14 protein-coding genes are annotated in these 15,807 nt (G+C 65.4%); 9 read left to right on the plus strand and 5 right to left on the minus strand.

Annotation, left to right across the window (positions count from 1 at the left end):
• Positions 1-49: 49 nt before the first annotated feature.
• The 5 genes from ACSQ3E_RS18470 to pdxA form a co-directional block, all read right to left on the minus strand.
• Positions 50-1,177: an ROK family transcriptional regulator gene (locus tag ACSQ3E_RS18470; protein WP_436123819.1), complete on the minus strand. Its 1,128-nt coding sequence runs from the start codon at positions 1,175-1,177 to the stop codon at positions 50-52.
• Between the two features lie 307 nt (positions 1,178-1,484).
• On the minus strand, positions 1,485-2,615 hold the full coding sequence (locus tag ACSQ3E_RS18475; protein WP_436123820.1) for an iron-containing alcohol dehydrogenase: 1,131 nt from the start codon (positions 2,613-2,615) through the stop codon (positions 1,485-1,487).
• A gap of 37 nt (positions 2,616-2,652) precedes the next feature.
• Positions 2,653-3,816 (minus strand): sialidase family protein, encoded by a 1,164-nt coding sequence (locus ACSQ3E_RS18480; protein WP_436123896.1) that lies wholly within the window; start codon positions 3,814-3,816, stop codon positions 2,653-2,655.
• A 44-nt stretch (positions 3,817-3,860) separates the two neighbouring features.
• Positions 3,861-4,766, minus strand: coding sequence for a dihydrodipicolinate synthase family protein (locus ACSQ3E_RS18485; protein WP_436123821.1), 906 nt, complete (start codon positions 4,764-4,766; stop codon positions 3,861-3,863).
• Positions 4,763-5,752 (minus strand): 4-hydroxythreonine-4-phosphate dehydrogenase PdxA, encoded by a 990-nt coding sequence (gene pdxA, locus ACSQ3E_RS18490; RefSeq protein WP_436123822.1) that lies wholly within the window; start codon positions 5,750-5,752, stop codon positions 4,763-4,765. Before pdxA ends, ACSQ3E_RS18485 begins: the two co-directional genes overlap by 4 nt.
• Before the next feature lie 383 nt (positions 5,753-6,135).
• Here pdxA and ACSQ3E_RS18495 point away from each other — a divergent pair, with 383 nt between their 5' ends.
• From ACSQ3E_RS18495 to ACSQ3E_RS18535, 9 genes are all read left to right on the plus strand, one after another.
• Complete coding sequence (locus ACSQ3E_RS18495; protein WP_436123823.1) at positions 6,136-7,785, plus strand: ABC transporter substrate-binding protein; 1,650 nt, start codon at positions 6,136-6,138, stop codon at positions 7,783-7,785.
• 78 nt (positions 7,786-7,863) lie between these two features.
• Positions 7,864-8,820: an ABC transporter permease gene (locus ACSQ3E_RS18500; RefSeq protein WP_310326120.1), complete on the plus strand. Its 957-nt coding sequence runs from the start codon at positions 7,864-7,866 to the stop codon at positions 8,818-8,820.
• Position 8,821: 1 nt separating this feature from the next.
• Positions 8,822-9,787: an ABC transporter permease gene (locus tag ACSQ3E_RS18505; RefSeq protein WP_436123824.1), complete on the plus strand. Its 966-nt coding sequence runs from the start codon at positions 8,822-8,824 to the stop codon at positions 9,785-9,787.
• Complete coding sequence (locus ACSQ3E_RS18510) at positions 9,784-10,794, plus strand: ABC transporter ATP-binding protein (protein WP_436123825.1); 1,011 nt, start codon at positions 9,784-9,786, stop codon at positions 10,792-10,794. Before ACSQ3E_RS18505 ends, ACSQ3E_RS18510 begins: the two co-directional genes overlap by 4 nt.
• Positions 10,794-11,786: an ABC transporter ATP-binding protein gene (locus ACSQ3E_RS18515; RefSeq protein ID WP_436123826.1), complete on the plus strand. Its 993-nt coding sequence runs from the start codon at positions 10,794-10,796 to the stop codon at positions 11,784-11,786. Before ACSQ3E_RS18510 ends, ACSQ3E_RS18515 begins: the two co-directional genes overlap by 1 nt.
• Entirely contained in the window at positions 11,783-12,865 is a 1,083-nt protein-coding gene (locus ACSQ3E_RS18520) for a four-carbon acid sugar kinase family protein (RefSeq protein ID WP_436123827.1), read from the plus strand. The genes ACSQ3E_RS18515 and ACSQ3E_RS18520 overlap by 4 nt, the downstream gene beginning before the upstream one ends.
• Positions 12,862-13,647 (plus strand): FadR/GntR family transcriptional regulator, encoded by a 786-nt coding sequence (locus ACSQ3E_RS18525; RefSeq protein WP_310326108.1) that lies wholly within the window; start codon positions 12,862-12,864, stop codon positions 13,645-13,647. Before ACSQ3E_RS18520 ends, ACSQ3E_RS18525 begins: the two co-directional genes overlap by 4 nt.
• A 51-nt stretch (positions 13,648-13,698) precedes the next feature.
• Positions 13,699-14,661, plus strand: coding sequence for a hydroxyacid dehydrogenase (locus ACSQ3E_RS18530; protein WP_436123828.1), 963 nt, complete (start codon positions 13,699-13,701; stop codon positions 14,659-14,661).
• A 2-nt stretch (positions 14,662-14,663) separates the two neighbouring features.
• Positions 14,664-15,725: an Ldh family oxidoreductase gene (locus ACSQ3E_RS18535; protein WP_436123829.1), complete on the plus strand. Its 1,062-nt coding sequence runs from the start codon at positions 14,664-14,666 to the stop codon at positions 15,723-15,725.
• Positions 15,726-15,807: the final 82 nt, after the last annotated feature.

Raw genomic sequence — 15,807 nt, forward strand, 5'->3', positions numbered from 1 at the left:
CGCGAAAGAAACGTGCCAGAGGGGGCTGCAACGGTCCAAGGGGCGGCGCTCAATGGAGTGCTCCCGAGTAGAAGAATTGGTCAAGGGCCACGGCCGCGCCGCCGATGGCGCCGGACTGCGCCCCGAAGGTGGCGCGCTTGAGGTTCAGTATGTCGCGCATGTGCGGCATGATGCGCGGCGGCAGTTCCCGCTCCAGCCGTTCGAACAGCGACTGCGGCGCCTCGCCGAGATGGCCGCCGAAGACGATCAGGTCGGGGCTCAGGATGTTGACGGCGCTGGCGAGCGCGGTGGTCAGGTGGCGAACAACGACGTCCCAGGCGGGGCTGTTCTTCTCTACCCTGGCGAGCAGGTTGTCGGGAGCCGCGCCCTTGAGGCCAGCGGCGTCCATCAAAGCGCGCTCGCAGACGAAGGTTTCGAGGCAGCCGACATTGCCACAGGCACAGCGCTTGCCCTCGGCCACGATCTGGATGTGGCCGAGCTCGACCGCTCCATGGCCGCCCGGCCTGAACGGCGCGCCGTCGACCATCAGTCCGGCGCCAAGGCCGGTGCGCAGGTAGATGTAGAGCAGGGCCGGCACGTTCTTGCCGATGCCGTAGCGGCTTTCGGCCAGTGCCATGGCGCTGACATTGTGCTCGACCGTCGTCGGCAGCCGGAGCGCGTCTTCCAGCTTGTCGGCGAGAGGCACGTTGCGCCATCCGACATTGATCGAGGCGAGCGCTGTGCGGCGCGCCGGATCGACCGGGCCGGGCACGCCGATGCCGACGCCAAGCAGCCTGCTGGTCTCGACCTGCACTTCGGCGGCAAGCTCAGTGATGGTCCTGGACACCTGGCCGACGATCTCGTCGGGATCGGCAGCCTCGGTGTCGAAGGCAAAGGCGGCCGTGGCCTTGGGCCGAGCGAGGAGATCGGTGATCGCCACCTGGACGTTGCCAGCGCCGATGTGGACGCCGGCGACGCTGCGGGCCTCGGGCGCCAGCTTCACAGCCTGGGCGGGGCGGCCGACCACGCCGTTGGGGCCGTTGACCTCGCCTTCCAGGATGGAGCCGTCGCGCAGCAGAGCTGCCGTGACATGGGTCAGCGTTGTCGCCGACAGCTTCGACCGGCGCGAAAGATCGGCCCGTGACTGCGGCCCCTCATCGCGCAGGATGCGCAGGATATGGCCATGATGTATGCCCATCCGGTTCCTCCCATATTATTTTCTAAACTTTAGAAATTAATATGGGAGGAGTCAACATGGCTCGTGGGCGCAGTACGGAAACGACATGCGCGTTGGGGCTGGGGCCTTGAGTTCTGGCTGATCAGCGAGATCAGGAGCGCTGCTCACAAGCCCAAGGGCATTGTCGGCGTGAACGATCAGGCGCGGCATCGGTCCGTCCAGCCATGGAGGATATCCAAGGCTGAAAGCGATCGATGGTCCGCAATAGAAGGGCATGGCGGCGCCAAGTCGGTTGATCGCCGACAGTTGGCGCCAGCGGGGCCGCCAGTCAGTGAGCCGCGCGGTAGATCGACAGGATGTCGTCTCGGGTCAGCTCGCGCGGGTTGTTGTCGAGCAGGCGGCGGATGGCGAAGGCGTCGTCGGCCATGGTCTCCAGGTCGTCCTCCGGTACGCCCAGTTTCGACAGGCGCATCTCGATGCCGAGCGAGGCGCAGTAGTCGTGCGTCGCGCCGAACACGTCCTGCACGGCATGGCCCTCGGGCAGCCCGAGGGCTGAGAGGATTTGGCCGGTCTTCTCCGCTGCCGCCGGCAGGTTGAAGGCGAGCACATGGGGGAAGATCAGCGCGTTGGCGGCACCGTGGGCGACGTGCCAGCGCGTGCCGAGCGGATAGGCGAGGGCGTGGCCGCCGGCGGTGTTGACCGGGCCGAGGCAGAAGCCGCCATAGAGCGAGGCAAGCGCCAGGCCGGCGCGGGCCTCGACGTCGCTGCCATCCTTGACCGCACGCGTGAGGTAGCGGCCGACCAGCTTCACGCCTTCCAGCGCGTAGAGGTCGATCATCGGATGCGCCTTCTTGTTGGTGTAGGCCTCGACGCAATGAGCCATGGCATCGACGCCGGTGGCGGCGGTGACGGCCGGCGGAACGGTCATCGTCAGCGCGGGGTCGACGACGGCGATGTCGGCCAGCATCTCGATGCTTTCGACGGCGAGCTTGGCCTGCGTTTCGGGATCGGTGACGAGTGCGCGGATGCCGGCTTCGCTGCCGGTGCCCGAGGTCGTCGGCACCTGCGCGAGCGCGACACGTCGCCGTGCAGCCTTGCCGACGCCGACAATGTCCTGCAATCGCTGGTCGGTGCCGGCCATGACCGAGACCAGCTTGGCGAGATCCATGGCGCTGCCGCCGCCGAAACCGATGATCAGGTCCGCCTCCGAACGGGCGGCGAGTTCGAGCACCTTCTCCAGATTGGGCAGGTCCGGCTCGGGCCTTACCTCTCCGAAGACGACGGTCTCGACGCCGAGCGCGAGTGTGTCGACACGGGCGGCATTGAAGGCGTCGGCAACGACGAGGGCCTTCTTGATATTGCGCGCCTTAACCCAGCCGGCCAACCGCGACACCACGCCGGGGCCGAACTCGATGACGGGTGGCCGAACGATCGTGATGGGTGTGTTGAGACCGTTCATCGTCAGTGCTCCAGGTGGCTGCCGCCGTCGCGCATGGTCAGAATGTTCCAGGCGAGAGGCGGATGTATTTGATGGCGCGGCGGAAATAGGTGAAGGCGACGTGGATCGCCCCGTCGGGGGATGCGAGGATCGAGGGGTAGGAGAACTCGCGGTTCAGCCCGTCCTTGGAGTTGTTGGTCAGGCAGAAGCCGTCGCCGGTCTCGAGGTCGATCCGAGTGCCGTAGCTTTCGCCACCATCGGACGAGAAGGCGAGGCTAAGCGGCGCGCGCGGCACGCCCCAGACGGCCTTGCGGCCAACTGGCTCTACCACTTCTGCCGATGCTTCGGTTTCTTCGCCCTCGATCTCGTCATAGAGCGACAGCCGCCGGTCTTCGGACATAGACGCGTTGGCGTGGTTGTAGACGATGGCGATGCGGCCATCGCCCGTGCGCACGGCCTGCACCGACGAATTGTTGTTGGGCAGGTTGGTTGCTTCAGGGGCGCTCCAGCTGCGGCCGCCGTCATGCGAGCGGCTGCGCAGCACCTGCTCGGAGAAGCGGTTGCGGTAGACTGCCACCATCTCGTCGCCGCCGAGCGGCACGATGTTCATGTGCACGGCGCCGATGCTGTCGGCCACGTCGTGCATGGTCCAACTGGTGCCGGCGTCATTGGAGACCAGCACGGCTGCAGTGTCGATATCGCCACTCCAGCGCGTGCCTGGCACGCCGATGCAGCGGAAGGCAGGCAGCAGCCATTCGCCACGGCCGTTCACGATGATGGGCTGGCGCACGAAGGTGCCAGGGGTATCGCAAAGCACAGACACTTCACCGAAGGTCTTGCCACCGTCGGACGAGATGCGGCGCTTGACGACGGCGCCGTCCTGGTGGCCCGAGGTCTGCGAGGTGTAGAGCAGCCAGACCTTGCCGTCGGGCGCATTGAACAGCATCGGATTCTGTTCGGATTTCTGGGGGTCGTCCGACATCTTCTCGGGCGGCGACCAGACGTCCGCGCCAGGGGCCAGCCGCGACATGTAGATCGAGATGTCGCCCATGCCCTCCATGGTGCCGGCGAACCAGACGCAAGCGAGCGTGCCGTCTGATAGCAGCGACAGGTTGGCCGCATGGTTCTGCACCGTCGGCGATGGCAGGAAGGCCTCGGAGCGGCCGGGGGCTACCGTGCGCACCTTGCCGTCCATGCGTGCCGCGACCTCCGCGTGGGTCATGACGGTTGCGTCCGCTTGCGACGAACTCATGGCCATCTCCCTGCTCACGGCAGCTGTTCGAGCTGCGGGCGGAGCGCGGCGATGTCGCCGTCGCTCAGGCCGACCAGCGGTGGGCGCAAGCGCTGCCATGCCTTCTCGCCATGCTTGAGGCCGACCATCGCCTTGATGGTCGGGATCTGGGCGTAGCTGTTGGAGAGGTTGCGCCAGGCATTAATGCGCGCCTGCGCCGTCTCGACCTTGGCTTCCTCGGCCGGGTTGGCGTGGTTGTCGAACACCGTGCGCAGTGAATCCGCGATCAGGTTGGAGGTGGCGGTGATGCAGCCGGCGCCGCCCTCACGCAAAAGCGGCAGCATCAGCGGATCGGCGCCCGGGAAGACGGCGAAGCCCGGATAGGCCTTCACCAGCGCCTGCATGTTGGCAAAGTCACCCTTGGATTCCTTGATGCCGACGACCGTCGTGGGGAAGGCCTCGATCAGCCGGCCGACGAGCTCGACAGACAGCGCAATGCCCGAGACCTGGGGGATGTGGTAGAGCACGACCTTGAGCCGATCGTCGGCCACACCTTCGAGAATGCGCGAATAGGCGTCGAACAAGCCATCGTCTGATACACCCTTGTAGTAGAAGGGCGGCAGCATCACGACCTTGTCGATGCCGATCGAGAGCGCGTGGCGGGTCAGCTCGATGGTCTCGGGGATGGCGGCGACGCCGGTGCCCGGCATCAGCTTGTCGGCGGCTACGCCCGCCTTGACCACGCTTTCCAGCATCGTCTTGCGTTCGCCGAGCGAAAACGAATTGGCTTCGCCCGTGGTACCGAGCAGGGCGACGCCATGGCAGCCCTCGTCGAGTAGCCGCTGGCAATGCCTGGCGAGCAGGCCGTGATCGGGCGAAAGGTCGGCATTGATGGGCGTAGCGGCGGCGGAAAAGACGCCCGAGATCGCGAAACTGGTCATGCTGTCACCCGAGGCGTTCCGGCGAGCTTGCGCGCATAGGCGATCGCCGCATTCATGTTGACGTGGTTGGCCTTGCCGGTTCCGGCGATGTCGAAGGCGGTGCCGTGGTCGACCGAGGTGCGGTCGATCGGCAGACCGAGCGAGATGTTGACGCCGGTTTCGAAGGCCACCAGCTTCATCGGGATGTGACCCTGGTCGTGATACTGCGCGACAACGAGGTCGAAGGCGCCCGAATAGGCGCGGTGGAAGACCGTATCAGGCGGCACCGGACCGTAGGCGTCGATGCCTTCGGCCTTGGCCGCAGCCACTGCGGGCGCGATGAACTCGTCGTCCTCGGTGCCGAACAGGCCGTTTTCGCCGCAATGCGGGTTGAGCCCGGCGACGGCGATACGCGGGTTTTCGATACCGATGCGGCGCAGATGGCGGTAGCCGGTGCGGATGGTCTCCAGAATGCGCTCGGGCTTGACCCGGGCAATCGCCTCCTTGAGCGATACATGGGTCGAGACGTGGATGACCGACATGCGCTCGGCGGCGAGCAGCATCCAGGACGAGCGCGAGCCCGTCAGATGCGCCAGCATGCCGGTGTGGCCGTCATAGTGATGACCGGCGAGGTTCAGCGCTTCCTTGTTGATGGGAGCGGTGACGATGCAGCCGATCTCGCCCGCGGTCGCCGCTTCCACCGCACGGGCGATGAAGCGGAATGAGGCGTCGCCGGCGCGGGTGTCGATCTTGCCGAAGGCGATCGGGTCGCCATCGATGGCGACATGCTCGACGGCAACCGTGTCGGCGCCGTCGGAGGTTGGTGCGAATTTCAGCGGCGCGCCGACGATGCCTGCAGCAGCCTCGAGGCTGTCGCGATTGCCGAAGACGCGGATGGTGGCGCGGTCGGCGGCACTCATCTCGGCCAGTGACTTGCAGATGATTTCGGGGCCGACGCCTGCCGGATCCCCCATGGTGATGCCAATCGTGCGGCTAGAACTCGCCATCGCTCCCTGTCCGTCTTGTCTGCCGGCGATCCAAGTGTGTGGCGCGCGGCGGTCTGGAATCCTCCCGAGCGCATGCACCCCGGAAGGTGCCAACTGCACTTGGTCTATGGCCGACAACTGACCACAGGCAGACAAGTTGTCAAGTTGCTTTTTCCTGATGAGTTTGAATGGTTGCCGCGACGTGTTTGTTATCTAATTGATTTTATGTCATTTAATCTGTGTCATTTTACCTGTAGCTAATTTTTACGCGCTGCGAGTCGAAAAAATGAATTGACATGTTTACAATATGGCGGCATTTGTTCGGCCACGGTTGCCGCTTCCGCGTCTGTTGCCTTTCGACCGACCAGAGCATCGCCGTTCACGGGTTTCAGGGAGGAAATGTGATGTCGAAACGGAACACCGAGACTCCGTCGCGTGCCGGGATGAGCCGCCGCGACGCGCTCAGGCTCGGCCTGGGCGGCGCAGTGGGCTTCACGCTGCTCGGCCTCAACGCCAAGATCGTATCCGCGCAAGAAGGACAGGTGCTGAAGGTCGCCAATCCGGCCTTCAACCAGGACTGGTCGCCGCTGCGCGGCGGCGGCGTGCCTTATCGCTGGAACTCGGCCTGGTGGGCCTCGCCGATGTATTTCGACAGCGAAGGCAAGATCCATCCTTATGTATTCGTGAGCTGGGAGGGCTCGGCCGACTCGAAGACCTGGACCTTCAAGCTCGACCCCAAGGCGACCTTCTCCGACGGCAGTAAGATCACCGCGGCGGATGTCGCAGGTTCGTGGAACGTGGCCGCAATGCCCGGCACCAAGAGCCAGCGCGCCGACCAGGTTCTCGGCAAGGTCGCAGGCTTCGCCGAAGTGACCGGCGGCAGCGCCAACACCATTTCCGGCGTCGCCACTCCCGACGAGGGTACCGTCGTCGTGATGCTGAACGAAGCCGACCCGATCTACTTCATGCGGGTTGCCAACCACATCGTGCCGATCACCAAGGCGTCGCAGTCGCGCGGCGAAGACGGCAACGAGATCCAGGACTGGTTTACGCCGGACGCGGGTGCCGTCTATTCCGGCCCGTTCAAGCTGACCAGCATCGACATCGACGGCGGCAAGCTGGTGTTCGAGCCGAACGAGAACTTCTTTGGTCCGAAGCCCAAGCTCGCCCGCATCGAGATCACCTCGATCGAGGACAACGTCACCGCCACCTCGCTGCTCAAGTCGGGCGAGTTCAATGCCCACACCGAGCTGGTCACCTCGACAATCGTGCAGGACCTCGGCGCCGAATTCGCGTCGGGCCCGCTGATCCCGACCAGCCAGCACTTCTGGTTCAATTCCAAGCGCGCGCCGATGGACGACCCGAAGGTGCGCCAGGCGCTGATCATGGCGGTCGACCGCGACGGCTTGATGAAGGCCTCGTTCCCCGACGGCCCGCACAAGAAGACCGACCAGGTCCTCAACTCGGTGCCCGGTGCCGACAATTCCGGCTTCGAGCCATACCCCTACGATCCGGAGGGCGCCAAGAAGCTGCTGGCCGAGTCGACTTATGGCGGTCCCGAGCGCCTGCCCAAGATCCTGTTCGTCGGCATCTCCTCGCCGGCCAATGAGGCGGCCGCTCAGTTCATCGCCGAGCAGTGGCGGCAGAACCTCGGCATCACCGCCGTCGACATGAAGCCGCAACAGGACGCCTATGCCGGTCCTGACCAGAACTCGGTGCAGATCTTCCGCGACGACGTCGGTACCCGCGTGCCGGATGCCGCAAGCTATCTCGCGGGCTCGATCGCCTCGACCTCGTCCAACGCCCAGAACAAGCTGGGCGGCTACAAGAACGACAAGGTCGACCAGTTGCTGGCCGAAGCCGCCACCAAGGCGGCTGGCGATCCGCAGCGCGTCGCTCTTGCCCAGGAGGCCCAGAAGGCCTTCCGCGAGGACTGGACCTTCATCCCCTGGTACGCACAGGCGATGTCGCGCTGGGCCAATGCCAATGTGAAGGGCATCGACAAGAACCTCGACTGGCAGGTTGTCGCGCCTTGGGAAATCACCGTCGGCTGATGCCCGGTAAAGCGCACGGGGGCTCGTCCCCCGTGCTACTCTCTCGAACTGATACCGTGCGGTGGGAGGCCGCCCGCCATGCTGCGCTATATTGCAACACGGCTGCTGCTGTGGATTCCGTCCGTCCTGCTGGTCATGCTGGCCGTCTACGCCATGGCCTATTACGGTGCCGGCGACCCGATCAAGCTGATCTTCCTGCGCGCGCCCGGCGACGTTGCCTACAATCCTGAAAAGATCGAGGCGATCCGCGATGCAGCTGGCCTGAACCGGCCGTTTCTCGTCCAGTTCGGCAGCTACATCCTGAACCTTCTGCAGGGCAATTTCGGCAACTCGCTGACTTCGGGCCGCTCGGTCTGGGCAATGGTTTCGGCCGCAGCTCCCGTCTCGTTCAAGCTCGGCCTCTGCGCCGTGGTGCTGACGGCAATCGTCGCCGTACCGCTCGGCATGATCGCGGCAATGAACCAGAACACCAAGATCGACTACACGATCCTCGGTTCGGCGCTGTTCCTGTGGGCCATTCCGGCCTATGTCGCCGGCCCGTTGCTTATGGTGGCGCTGATCTTCGTCCTGCCTGGGGGTAAGGTTCCTTATGGCTGGGGCGGCATCTTCGACCTGCGCATCCTGCTGCCGCTGCTTGTGCTTTCGTTCCAGCCGATCGCGTTGATCGTGCGTCAGACCCGTGCCGCCGTGATCGAAGTGCTGTCGGAGGATTTTGTCCGCACCGCCCGCGCCAAGGGCGTGCCCGAAATGGTGGTGGCGTTCCGCCACATCCTCAGGCCGGTGCTGACACCAGTCGTTACCCAGCTCGGCCTGATCATGATCACCATCGTCAACGGCGCCATATTCGTCGAGCTTGTGTTCGGCCTGCCCGGCCTCGGCCGCCTGACCGTCTCGGCGCTGACCAATTCCGATTATCCCGTTATCCTGGCCATCACGCTGATCGGCTCGTTCCTGGTGATGCTGTCGAACCTTCTTGTCGACGTGCTCTACCCGCTGCTCGATCCGCGCGCCAACGACACGATGAGGAGCCGCTGACATGACGCTCACTCCCGTCAATCTCTCCTCTGCCGTGGCCGACGACGAGCCCCCCGTCAGCTTGTGGCGCGATGCCTGGCACCGCCTGTTGCGCAACAAGCTGGCGGTCGCCGGTCTCGCCGTGGTCGTTCTGCTCGCCTTCGTCGCCGTCTTCGGGCCTTGGCTTACGCCCTACGATTTCCTGACCCAGGACCTCAACGCCCGCAACCAGGCGCCGTCGCTGGCGCATCTGTTCGGCACCGACGATCTTGGCCGCGATGTCTTCTCCCGCGTCGTCTACGGCACCCGCACCGCCTTTGTGGTGGCGATCGTGGTGACCACGATTGCCGTTGTCATCGGCGTCGCGCTGGGCGCCATGGCCGGCTTCTTCGGCGGGTTGTTCGACCGTACCGTCATGTGGTTCACCGACATGACCATGTCCGTGCCCAACCTGCTGCTGGTCGTGGTCATCAATGCCTCGCTGAAGGCGCCGATCACCGCGTGGATGGAGGCGCGCTACCAGGCGACGCTCAACCCGTTCTACCGGGAGACCATCTGGGTCGACTTCCTTCTTGTCTTCGGCTCGATGGCGCTGATCAGCTGGCCGCCCTATGCCCGCCTCGTCCGTGCCCAGGTGCTGTCGATCCGCGGCCGGCCCTATGTCACCGCCGCCCGCGCGCTCGGCCTGACCAACCGCCTGATCCTGATGCGCTACATCGTGCCCAACGCCATCGGCCCGCTGATCGTTTCGGTCAGCGCCGGCCTCGGCACCGCGATGGTTCTGGAAAGCGCCTTCTCCTTCCTCGGCGTCGGCGTCAATCCGCCCACGCCCAGCTGGGGCAACATGATCTCCGACGGCCTGCGCGTCTGGCAGCACTATCCACATCTGCTCGCCGCACCTGCCGCCGTGCTCGGCCTCGCCACCGTCGCCTTCTCGTTCCTCGGCGATGGCCTCAACGACGCTCTCAACCCGAGGGGCAGCAAATGACCGCTCCCGCAGACAACAAGCCGCTGCTCGACGTACGCGGCCTGACCATCGAGATCGACACCCGCCGTGGCCCCGCCATCATTGTCGATGGCATCGACCTGACTGTCGGCAAGGGTGAGACGGTCGGCGTCGTCGGCGAATCCGGCTGCGGCAAGAGCCTGACCATGCTCTCTCTGGTGCGGCTGCTGCCCAACAAGATCAAGGTCAAGGGTGGCTCAGCCGAGTTCGCTGGCCGCGACCTGCTCAAGATGTCGAAGTCGGAGCTGCGCCAGGTGCGCGGCGGCAAGATCGGTTTCGTCTTCCAGGATCCGATGACCTCGCTCAATCCGGTCATGCGCATCGGCGACCAGCTGTGCGAGCCGCTCATCTATCACAGCGGCATGACCAAGGCCGATGCACGCATACGCGCCATAGAACTGCTGCGCCTCGTCGGCATCCCGGGTCCCGAGCAACGCATCGAGGCCTATCCGCACGAGCTCTCGGGCGGCATGCGCCAGCGCGTCATGATCGCCATCGGCCTTGCCTGCGATCCTGAGCTGCTGATCGCCGACGAGCCGACGACGGCGCTCGACGTGACCATCCAGGCGCAGATCGTCGACCTGGTGAAGGACCTGCGCAAGAAGCTCAACATGTCGGTGGTGTGGATCACCCACGACCTCGCGCTGATTGCCGGTCTCGTCGACCGTGTCGCCGTGCTTTATGCCGGAACCGTGGTCGAAGACGCCCCTGTCGGCGAGCTGTTCGCCCGGCCGACGCATCCCTATACGCGCGGCCTGCTTGCTTCGATCCCCAAGCTGTCGGACGAACGCGCCAGCCGGCTGTCCTCCATCGGCGGCACCCCGCCCGAGCCGGGCCGTCGCCCCAAGGGTTGCCCGTTTGCGCCACGCTGCGCGCTGGCCGAAGGCGTCTGCCACGAGCGCGTGCCGGTGCTCGAGCCGGTTGCGGGTTCGGGCGGCCACCGTGTCGCCTGCTTCGTCGCCCAGCGCCAGATGAAGGAGGCCGCGTGATGGCTGCCGAACCGCTGATCAAGGTCGAGAACCTCGTCAAACACTTCGTCGTCCGCCTCGGCGCCTTCGGCGAGCGCGGTGCCACCGTGCACGCGGTCGACGACGTCAACTTCGACATCTTCGCCGGCGAAACACTGTCGCTGGTCGGCGAATCCGGATGTGGAAAATCGACCACCGGCTTCACCCTGCTCAACCTGCAGAAGGCGACATCCGGCAAGGTCATCTTCCAGGGCGAGAACATCGTCTCGCTCGACGAAAAGCGCATGCGGCCCTATCGCCGCGAGCTGCAGATCGTCTTCCAGGATCCCTATTCGACGCTCAACCCGCGCATGACCATCGGTGAGGTGGTGGGCGAACCGATCCTGTTCCACAAGCTCGCCACCAAGGCCGAGCTGCCGGAGCGTGTGTCGCGCCTGCTCGCCGATGTCGGCCTGCCCGCGCGTTTTGCCCAGCGCTATCCACACGAACTCTCTGGCGGGCAGCGCCAGCGCGTCGCCATTGCCCGGGCGCTGGCCTGCCAGCCGAAATTCATCGTCTGCGACGAGGCGATCTCGGCGCTCGACGTCTCGGTGCAGGCGCAGATCATCAACCTCTTGCTCGACCTGCAGGAAAAATACGGGCTGACCTACCTGTTCATTGCCCATGATCTTGCCGTCGTGCGCCATATCAGCACCCGCGTCGGCGTGATGTATCTCGGTCGCATGGCCGAACTCGCGACGCGCGAACAGCTGTTCTCCAATCCGCTGCACCCTTACACTAAGGCCCTACTGTCGGCGGTGCCGGAGGCCGATCCGGAGCTCGAGAAGACGCGCCAGCGTCAGATCCTGACAGGCGATGTGCCGAGCCCGCTTGCGCCGCCGGCCGGCTGCCGCTTCCACACGCGTTGCCCGATCGCCATGGACAAGTGCAAGACTGTCGTGCCCGAGTGGCGGGAAGTGATGCCGGGTCATCACGTCGCCTGCCATGCCGTCGAGATGGGACCGGCGGGATGACACTGATGCTCGCCATCGTTGCCGACGACCTGACCGGAGCGCTCGATACGTCGGCGCCCTTCGTCGCGTCGGGGCTCACGGTGGCGGTGGCGATGACGCCTGAAGCGACTGGCAAGGCACTTGCCATCAAGCCTGATGTCTTTGCTGTGAGCACCGCGTCGCGGGCACTGCCAGCGGAAGTCGCCTCGGCCAGGGTGCGCGACGCGGCGAAGCGATTGATGCCGCATGCCCCAGGCATCGTGATGAAAAAGATCGACTCGCGCCTGAAGGGCAATGTCGGCGCCGAAGCCGACGCACTGGCCGAGGCATCTGGTCGCGAAGCGCTCGTCGTGGCACCCGCCGTTCCCGACCAGGGTCGCACGACACGCGACGGCGCGGTGGTTGGCCGTGGTGTCGATGCGCCCTTGCCGGTGCTGCCGGCATTCGCTGGGTCGATAAGGCGGATCTCCGTCCGCAATGCAGCCAACGACGCCGATCTCGACCGGGTGGTCGCAGATACCGACTGGAGCAGGAGCATCGCCGTCGGCGCCCGGGGGCTGGGCCTGGCCTTCGCGCGTCATCTTCATGGCAATGGCAATTCCAGGCGCGTGGCCGTGCCGGCAAACGACCAGAATGTGCTGTTCGCCTTCGGCTCGCGCGATCCGATCACCGACCAGCAGGTCGCCCAATTGGTCGCTGACAATCCCGACGTCCGGATCGTCGACGCGCCCAACGGCCGTTTCACATTGCCTGCAGACATCACCTTGCCGGCGGTTGTCCGCTGCGCCGGCGACATGGTCGAGGAACCGGCGCGTATCGCAGCCCGCTTCGCCGAAGCAATAGCCGATACCGTGCATCTGATGCGCCCCTCGACGCTGGTCATGGGCGGCGGCGATACGGCGCTCGCCATAATTGGCGCGCTTGGCGCCGACGTGTTATTTCCACGCGGCGAGGTGGCGCCGGGATTGCCCTGGTTTGCCATCGCGACACGCCATGGCGAGGGGCTGCGCTGTGTCGTAAAATCCGGTGGATTCGGCACGGTCGCGGTTCTCTCCGATCTCTTGCGGCCACCGAGCGGGGAACAGGCGGAACACAGATGACGACCGAATTGCAGCAGGACGGGACAGAGCCTGATACCACCGAGACCGGCGACAAGCCTGTTAACGGCAGCAAGGCCGTCTCCAAGGCGCCGAAGCTGGTCGACAAGGTGTTCGACCAGTTGCAGGAACGCATTGTCTCGGGCGAGTTTCCCTCTGGCTCCAAGCTGCCGGGCGAGCATGACCTGGCGACGCTGCTCGGCGTCTCCCGGCCCGTCGTGCGTGATGCGCTTGGCCGCCTGCGCGATGTCGGGCTCGTCTATTCCCGTCAGGGCTCGGGCACCTATGTCCGCGTCTTCGACACCCAAAAGACCAGCCTCGGCTTCTCCCCGGTCAAGACCATCGCCGACATCCAGCGCTGCTACGAATTTCGACTGACAATCGAACCGGAGGCGGCCTATTTCGCCGCCCTGCGCCACGACGCCGCGGCGATGCAAAAGATGCGTGCTGCACTCTCTGAGCTGCGCGATGCGACACGCGACCAGACCCACCGTTCCGACGTCGACTTCCTGTTTCACCGCTCGGTGGCGGAGGCGGCCAACAACCACTACTACACCGCCTGCCTTGACGCGCTGCGCCAGCATATTGCCGTCGGTATGAACCTGCACGGCCTGTCGCTGATGGGCCCGCTGACCAAGCTCGAACAGGTCTATGACGAGCATCGCGGCATCTGCGATGCCATCGCCGCCGGCGAGGCGGAGCTGGCGCGCGACCGCATGCGCGAGCATCTCGAAGGCTCGCGCAACCGCCTGTTTGAAAACAAGGTGCTCGACCTCTCGCGCTGACCCCGGGTCGGCAGAACTCCAGCCGCATCAGCGGCACGACAGGAAAGAACGATGACAACGACGATCGTTACGGTCGGCGGCCGGATGGCTGCCGAGGGCCTTGCCATGCTTGAAAGCGCGGGTGTCCAGTGCATCTCGACCGAACCCTATCCTGGGAAAGAGGAGGTGGTGGCGCTGGTCGAACAGCACCAGCCGGCGGCACTTGTGGTGCGGCTGGTAGAGCTGATCGATCGCGACATGATGGCTGCGTCACGCAATCTCAGGATTGTCGCCAAGCATGGCGTCGGCACTAACGACATCGACGTCGCGGCAGCCAGTGCGCTCGGCATCACGGTCATCATGGCGACAGGCGCCAACGCCCATTCGGTGGCCGAGCACGCGCTCGGGCTGATCCTGGCCTTGACCAAGGATTTCCTGCGCCAGGACGGCCATATCCGCAACGGCCTGTGGGACAAGAGGCTCTATGCTGGCCGCGAGCTGCGCGGCCAGAAGCTCGGCCTCGTCGGCTTCGGCCTGATCGGCCAGATTCTCGCCCGCATGGTCGCGCCCATCGGCATGCAGGTCTCGGCCTACGATCCGTTCGCGCCTGAAGAAGCCTTTGCCGGTGGGGTTGAGCGCGCGACATCGCTCAACGCGCTTTTGGCCGAGAGCGATGTCGTCAGCCTGCACTGTCCGCTGACCGACAGCACGCGCGGGCTGATCGGCGCGCGCGAGATCGCGCTGATGAAGCCGACGGCCTATCTGGTCAACACGGCGCGCGGCGAGGTGGTCGACGAACCGGCGCTGATTGCCGCCCTCCACGCCGGGCGCATCGCCGGCGCCGGGCTCGACAGTTTCGCCGAGGAGCCGCCGGTCGCAAATCCGCTGTGGCAGCTGCCCAACGTGATCCTGACACCGCATGTCGCGGGCGTCACCGAAGACGCCCGCCGCGCCGTCTCGATCATGACGGCGACGAACGTGCTTGCCTTCCTCCGTGGCGAGCCGCTCGCCCGGAACCTCCATGCAAGGGTTTGACCATGGTTTCCGATGACACGCGCCACGACGTCGACACGCTGACCGATCTCGCCTTCGCCCTGTTCAAGGCGGCAGGGCTCGAGCCCGACAAGGCTCATGCGGTCGCCGAGATCCTGGTCGAAGCTGATCTGATGGGCCACACCACCCACGGGCTGGCATTGGCGCCATGGTATCTCGACAGCATCCTCAACGGTGTCATGACCAAGGCGGGCCAACCGAAGGTCATTTCCGATCGCGGTGCCTGCGTTGCCTGGGATGGCCTGCGCCTGCCCGGCGCCTGGCTGACGGCGACGGCCATGGACCTCGCCGTCGAGCGAGCCGCAACCTATGGCACCGTCACCGTCGCCATCGGCAACAGCCACCACATCGGTTGCCTTGCAGCCTACCTCACCCGCGCCACCGACCATGGCTATGTCGCATTGCTGGCAAGCTCCAGCCCGTCGGGCGCTTCGGTTGCCCCCTTTGGCGGCACGCGCGGCGTCTTCACGCCGAACCCTATCGCCGCCGGCATCCCGACCGACGGCGACCCGATCCTGATCGACGTCAGCGCTTCGATCACCACCAACAACATGAGCTCGCGGCTGATCGCCGAGGACAGGACATTCGAGCACCAGTGGCTGCTCGACCGTGACGGCAACCCGACCAACGATCCAAGGGTGCTCAACGACGGTGGCACTATCCTGCCCGCCGGTGGGCTCGACCATGGCCAGAAGGGATATGCGCTGGCGATCCTCGTCGAAGCGCTGACGCAAGGCCTCGCCGGCTTCGGCCGCGCCGATAAGCCCGAAGGCACCAACGCTTCCGTGTTCCTGCAGGTGATCGACCCCACTGCCTTCGCCGGCGAAGCGGCCTTCACCCACCAGACCGGCTGGCTCGTTGAGGCCTGCCGCAGCAACCCTCCGCGTCCCGGTGTCGAGCGTGTCCGCCTGCCTGGCGAAAGCGCTGCCGGACGCAAGCGCAAGGCGCTCGCCGAAGGGGTGAAGCTGCATCCGGGCGTGTTTGAAAGGCTGATGGCACAAGCCACCCAGCTTGGTGTCGAAGTTGGGCCGGCGTTGCGGAGCTGACCCCGACCGAAGAGTTGGCCAGGAGCTATCTTGCCGGCGTCAACGGGCGCGCCTTAGCCGGCGCGCCCATGTTCGGTACCGA

Source organism: Aminobacter sp. LjRoot7, from assembly GCF_964252895.1.
In the GTDB taxonomy this organism is placed as follows: Bacteria; Pseudomonadota; Alphaproteobacteria; order Rhizobiales; family Rhizobiaceae; genus Aminobacter; species Aminobacter aminovorans_B.

Coding starts and splice junctions, on each gene's coding strand:
- ACSQ3E_RS18470 (WP_436123819.1), bottom strand. CDS start 1,177: ATGGGCATACATCATGGCCATATCCTGCGCATCCTGCGCGATGAGGGG.
- ACSQ3E_RS18475 (WP_436123820.1), bottom strand. CDS start 2,615: ATGAACGGTCTCAACACACCCATCACGATCGTTCGGCCACCCGTCATC.
- ACSQ3E_RS18480 (WP_436123896.1), bottom strand. CDS start 3,816: ATGACCCACGCGGAGGTCGCGGCACGCATGGACGGCAAGGTGCGCACG.
- ACSQ3E_RS18485 (WP_436123821.1), bottom strand. CDS start 4,766: ATGACCAGTTTCGCGATCTCGGGCGTCTTTTCCGCCGCCGCTACGCCC.
- pdxA (WP_436123822.1), bottom strand. CDS start 5,752: ATGGCGAGTTCTAGCCGCACGATTGGCATCACCATGGGGGATCCGGCA.
- ACSQ3E_RS18495 (WP_436123823.1), top strand. CDS start 6,136: ATGTCGAAACGGAACACCGAGACTCCGTCGCGTGCCGGGATGAGCCGC.
- ACSQ3E_RS18500 (WP_310326120.1), top strand. CDS start 7,864: ATGCTGCGCTATATTGCAACACGGCTGCTGCTGTGGATTCCGTCCGTC.
- ACSQ3E_RS18505 (WP_436123824.1), top strand. CDS start 8,822: ATGACGCTCACTCCCGTCAATCTCTCCTCTGCCGTGGCCGACGACGAG.
- ACSQ3E_RS18510 (WP_436123825.1), top strand. CDS start 9,784: ATGACCGCTCCCGCAGACAACAAGCCGCTGCTCGACGTACGCGGCCTG.
- ACSQ3E_RS18515 (WP_436123826.1), top strand. CDS start 10,794: ATGGCTGCCGAACCGCTGATCAAGGTCGAGAACCTCGTCAAACACTTC.
- ACSQ3E_RS18520 (WP_436123827.1), top strand. CDS start 11,783: ATGACACTGATGCTCGCCATCGTTGCCGACGACCTGACCGGAGCGCTC.
- ACSQ3E_RS18525 (WP_310326108.1), top strand. CDS start 12,862: ATGACGACCGAATTGCAGCAGGACGGGACAGAGCCTGATACCACCGAG.
- ACSQ3E_RS18530 (WP_436123828.1), top strand. CDS start 13,699: ATGACAACGACGATCGTTACGGTCGGCGGCCGGATGGCTGCCGAGGGC.
- ACSQ3E_RS18535 (WP_436123829.1), top strand. CDS start 14,664: ATGGTTTCCGATGACACGCGCCACGACGTCGACACGCTGACCGATCTC.